This window comes from Nevskia soli (genome assembly GCF_903970205.1).
GTDB lineage: Bacteria > Acidobacteriota > Terriglobia > Bryobacterales > Bryobacteraceae > Bog-113.
This window is the reverse complement of record NZ_CAJCHS010000316.1, coordinates 1-5,075: the sequence shown is the minus strand read 5'-3', so window position 1 is coordinate 5,075 and position 5,075 is coordinate 1. Positions and strand designations below refer to the sequence as shown.

Annotated in this window: 3 protein-coding genes; 2 read left to right on the top strand and 1 reads right to left on the bottom strand. The window is 57.1% G+C overall.

From position 1 onward, the window contains the following. Window positions 1-1,221 (top strand): M23 family metallopeptidase (locus tag H1Y01_RS13805; protein ID WP_180541096.1); only part of this gene is annotated, 1,221 nt, incomplete at its 5' end. A gap of 178 nt (window positions 1,222-1,399) precedes the next feature. Next, the gene (gene speA / locus H1Y01_RS13800) at window positions 1,400-3,349 is read left to right on the top strand and encodes a biosynthetic arginine decarboxylase (RefSeq protein WP_180541095.1); all 1,950 of its coding nucleotides are present in this window, start codon (window positions 1,400-1,402) and stop codon (window positions 3,347-3,349) included. Between the two features lie 129 nt (window positions 3,350-3,478). Here speA and H1Y01_RS13795 read toward each other — a convergent pair whose 3' ends face one another. Beyond that, entirely contained in the window at window positions 3,479-4,978 is a 1,500-nt protein-coding gene (locus tag H1Y01_RS13795; RefSeq protein ID WP_180541094.1) for a GH39 family glycosyl hydrolase, read from the bottom strand. Window positions 4,979-5,075: the final 97 nt, after the last annotated feature.

The window sequence follows — 5,075 nt, the reverse complement described above, 5'->3', positions numbered from 1 at the left end:
GTGCCATCGCCGCCCGCCGCGATCGGCGATGAAACTCCGGTCGCGATCCGTGTCGTCAGTCCGCACGGGGTCAAGAAGGTGACCGTTACTCTCGATCAGGACGGCAAGAGCGCCTCGTCCGTTGTGGTGCAGCGCAAGGCGCACCGGCTGGGATTGTTCAAGAGCGAAGCGCCGGCCGATTTCACGTTTTCCGTGGGACGCAAGCTCGACCCCGCGCTGCATGACGGCAAAGCGCAACTCACGATCAGCGCACAGGCGAACGATCTGGTCGGCCACGCGGATACGAAGTCGTTCGAAGTGATGGTTGCGACCGAACCGCCGCACGTCGTGGCGGACGGAGTGCAGCACTACATCAATCAAGCCGGCGCCGAACTGGTCACCTTCACTCCCACGGGCTACGTGACGGACTCAGGTGTGCAGGCCGGGACCTACCGTTTTCGCAGCTTCCCGCTGCCATCCAATCCGAAGGAGCGCTTCAGCCTTTTCGCGCTGCCCTGGGACCAACCGGCGAGCGCTCCGATTTTCGTGTACGCGACCAATCCGACCGGCGCGGTTGCCAAGGGAAGCTTCTGGTACAAGACCTTCCCGAAGGTGTTTCGCAACCGCGATATCGAAATCACCGACGCGTTCATGACCAAAGTGGAGGACGATATCGATCCGAACGGCAAGGGCGATCCGCTGCAGCGTTTCCTGTACATCAACCGCGAAATGCGCAAGCAGAACAACGAGCAGCTTTCCCAAATGCGCGATCAGACCGAAGCGAAATGGCTGTGGAACCGGCCGTTTTTCGCGATCTTAGGCGCGCGCGAATCGAACTTCGCCGACCACCGGAATTACATCTATCACGGCAAGCAGGTCGATCAGCAGACGCACCTCGGTTTCGACATCGCCGGCACGCAGCACATGACCATTCCCGCCGCGAACGACGGGCGCGTCATCTGGGCCGCGCGTCTCGGCATCTACGGCAACTGCATCGTGATCGACCATGGCTACGGCTTGCAAACGATCTATGGCCACTTAAGCGAGTTTCTGGTGAAGAAGGGCGACCGCGTGAAGCGCGAACAGCCGATCGGCAAAAGCGGGCAGACAGGTCTGGCCGGCGGCGATCACCTGCATTTCTCGATGCAGGTGGACGGCGTCGAAGTCAATCCGATCGAGTGGTGGGACGAGCACTGGATCAAAGACCGCATCTGGAGCAAAGTTCCTCCGCCCGCGCAGTGAGTTTCCGCGCGCAATTTTCTGAACCCTTCAGGTTTTGCTTGCGTCCGGTTTCCTAGCAGCCCGTGGTATTAGTCGAAGGAGGCCGCTTGCTGACGCGCGCGGCTCAGTATTTCTAGTACGTTACAGAGCGGTTACTACCACGGGCTGCTAGGGAACGAAACCGAAGTCGAGGGACGAATTGGAAAAGAACGGACGCAACGCCACTGTCCTTGATCCGACCGATCGCTGGACGACCCACGCCGCCGCGGAGCTTTACGACGTAGCGAGCTGGGGAAAAGGGTATTTCTCGATTGGCGAGAACGGGAACCTGCGGGTGCATCCCGAGAAGGACCCGAATGAATTCGTCGATTTGAAGCAATTAGTCGACACACTGGTGCTGCGCGGAATTGCGCCGCCGATTTTGATTCGGTTCGCGGAAATTCTGAAGCACCGGCTGGGCGAAATCCACGCCGCATTCCAGACCGCGATGACCGAGCACCGCTATACCGGCGGTTACACCTGCGTCTATCCGATCAAAGTGAATCAGCAGCGTCAGGTAGTCGAGGAGTTTCTCGAGTTCGGACGCCCGTTCGGATTTGGCCTCGAAGCCGGCTCGAAACCCGAACTACTCGCGGTAATGGTTCTCGCCGACAACGACACGCCCATCGTTTGCAACGGCTTCAAAGATGACGAGTACATCGAGATGGCAATGCTGGCGCAGAAGATGGGTCGCCGGATCATTCCTGTCGTCGAGAAATACACCGAGCTCGCTCTGATCGCCAAGTACGCGGAGAAGGTCGGCGTTCGCCCGACTATCGGGATGCGCGTGAAGCTGGCCAGCCGCGGGTCGGGGCGCTGGAAATCTTCGGGAGGCTACCGTTCGAAGTTCGGTTTAAGTACGAGTGAAGTGCTGCGCGCGCTCGACGAGTTGAAGCTATGGGGCATGGCCGATTGCCTGCACCTGCTGCACTTCCACTTAGGCAGCCAGATCACGAACATCCGGCAGATCAAAGGCGCGGTCAACGAAGCGGCGCGACTCTATGCGGAGTTAAGTAAGGCCGGCGCGGGGCTCAAGTACCTGGATGTCGGCGGCGGACTCGGGATCGACTATGACGGTTCGCAGACGGATTTCGAATCGAGTGTCAACTATACGCTGCAGGAATACGCGAACGATGTCGTTTATCACATCCAGAATGTGTGCGATGAAGCGGGCGTGGCGCATCCGACGATAGTTACGGAAAGCGGACGCGCGATCGCGGCTTACCATAGTTTGCTGGTCTTCAATGTTCTTGGTGTTTCGGGACTGGGCGATGAAGAGGTCGTGCCGGAACTCCCCGCTGAGCCGGAACCCGAGCAGCCGCTGATCGATCTTCAGGAAACCTTCCGATCGATTACCAGCCGCAACGTGCTGGAGGCTTATCACGACGCGCAGCAGGCACTGGATCAGGCGCTGAATCTGTTTAGCCTCGGGTATCTTAGCTTGCAGCAGCGGACCTTCGCGGAGAATCTTTATTGGACGATCTGCCGCCGGGTACAAAAGCTGGTGCGCGACATGGATTACATTCCGGAAGAGTTAGAAGGTCTGGAAGCCGCGCTCTCCGATACTTACTTCTGCAATTTCTCGCTGTTCCAGAGTATGCCGGATAGCTGGGCCATCAAGCAACTCTTCCCGGTGATGCCGATTCACCGGTTAGGCGAGCAGCCTACTCACCCGGCGGTTCTTGGCGACATTACTTGTGACTCGGACGGGAAGATGGATCAATTCATTGACCGCAGAGACGTGAAGCGCACATTACCGCTGCATACTTATAAAGGCGAAGACTACTACCTGGGAGTATTTCTGATCGGCGCGTATCAGGAGATTCTGGGCGACATGCATAACCTGTTCGGAGATACGAACGCGGTTCATGTGCGTTTAGGGCAGAATGGAGGCGCGCATCTCGATCACGTGGTGAAGGGCGACACCGTGCGCGAGGTGTTGAACTATGTTCAGTTCAACTCGGAGAATCTGGTTTCGAGGTTACGGCGTGATGTGGAGATGGCGGTGCGTGAAGGACGGCTGGGGTATGAGGAATCCGGGCAGTTACTCCGGTTCTATGAAGAAGGGCTGCAGGGGTATACGTATTTGGAAGATGCGCACGTGCGCTAGTGCAGCAACCAGGGGTAAAACCGGCTCCCTCACGGTCGCGGCTCTGTAACCGAAGATGCTGTATGTTGGGGTCATTTTCGAGGGAGCCGCTATTTTACTGAGCCGCGCGCGTAAGCAAGCGGTGTTACACTAGCGGTTGCCGGGGATCTCGATCAGCACCAGCGCGTTCGGCTCAAGCGTCAGGTCTAAGTGCGTTCCGTCAAGATGCTTCGTCTCCGGAGTAATCCGGGTTGCCGCATTCATCTTTGCGTCCTGCTCTTCCGTTGGATACTGAGGGCTGCCGAGCGACTTGTAAACGGCAAGGGTATTGGAGTGCTCGTTATCGACCCAACTTAGCGTCACGGGGTCGTTCGCATGTACATGCGAGAAATTCAGTCTGATCGTTTGCGTGGCGCCGGTCTTGTCCGGATCAACGAGGTTCCAAAGCGCAACGGCCACAGTTCCGTCGCTCCTCTTAGTTACAAGTAGATTCGACGCCGAGTTAGCCACCCGTTGATCGCCCAGCTTATGTAGAAGGGCGAAGTCGTAATAACTCGGTTTGTTGATACCGCCTTTGGCTCGCAATCCGAAGTGACCTTCAAACGGAACAGGAATCGGTCCGCCTTCCTCAAAAACGTCGGAGAAGGTCCAGAACGACATCTCGTCCACAAGCCCGTCACATTGCCGTACAGTGTTGGCGAGAGCCGGACCGACAAACGAGGTGTCGCGCGACTCTTTCATCCCTTGGACATTCCATTCCGTCCAGAAAAGCGGCAACGCCGGATAGGCGGAGCTATGAATTTCGTTTCTAACTTTCGCAATAGCCCGGCAAACGCGGTCGTCCATCGGGATGTCTTCATGCGTGCCGAACAAGTTCTCCGGCGTATCGTCCGCATATCCGTGAGAAGTTACAAAATCGACCGGAACGTGATTATCGGCCGTGTATTTCAGGAAGTCGCCGACCCACGCGGCGGCCGCGGTGGCCGGCCCTCCGACCCGCAGTCTCGTATTCACCGCCTTGAGGGCGCGCGCCGTATGATCATAGAGCTCGAAGTAACTCTCCTGCCGTGGAATTCCATTCCAGAAGTCGATGTTCGGCTCATTCCAGACTTCGAAGTACCACTTAGCGACTTCGTCGATTCCATACCTTTCAACCAGATGCTTGCCGAAGTGACTAATGAGGGCATCCCACCGATCCATATCTTTCGGAGGCGAAACATTCTGCTTATACCAGAACGGATGAAGCGCGTCGGGATTGAAGGACAGCTTCTTGGGCATAAAGCCGATCTCGACCAGCGGACGCACCCCGTTCTTTAGTAATCCGTCATAGATTTCGTCCACGTAGGCGAAGTTATAGACCGGTTCTCCGTGTTCGTCTTCGTTATAGACGCCTACCTCGTCATGAAAGATCGCGTGAAACCGGACATAGCTGAAGTCGGTCACGCTCTTAACCGCGCGGAGATCGTTTCGATAGTCTTCGCGCAATGCGAGTATCGCCCGTCCCGACCCGAACACCTGTTCCCAGAAGTGGGGAAATGGATGGGCCGGTGCTGCGGCGTCCACGTCGATCGTTTGCGTCTGCGCCGCCGCTGAGGAAGCAAAATACTGTGGGACCAGCCAAATTGCCGCGGCAAATATCACGGAGCGCATGTTTACATTTATTATGCTCGCATCGTTCATTGCTATTTTTGTTGGAACTGTGCGAACTGCTTATCTGCCGCTCTCGATACTCGTCGTCGCCGCCGCG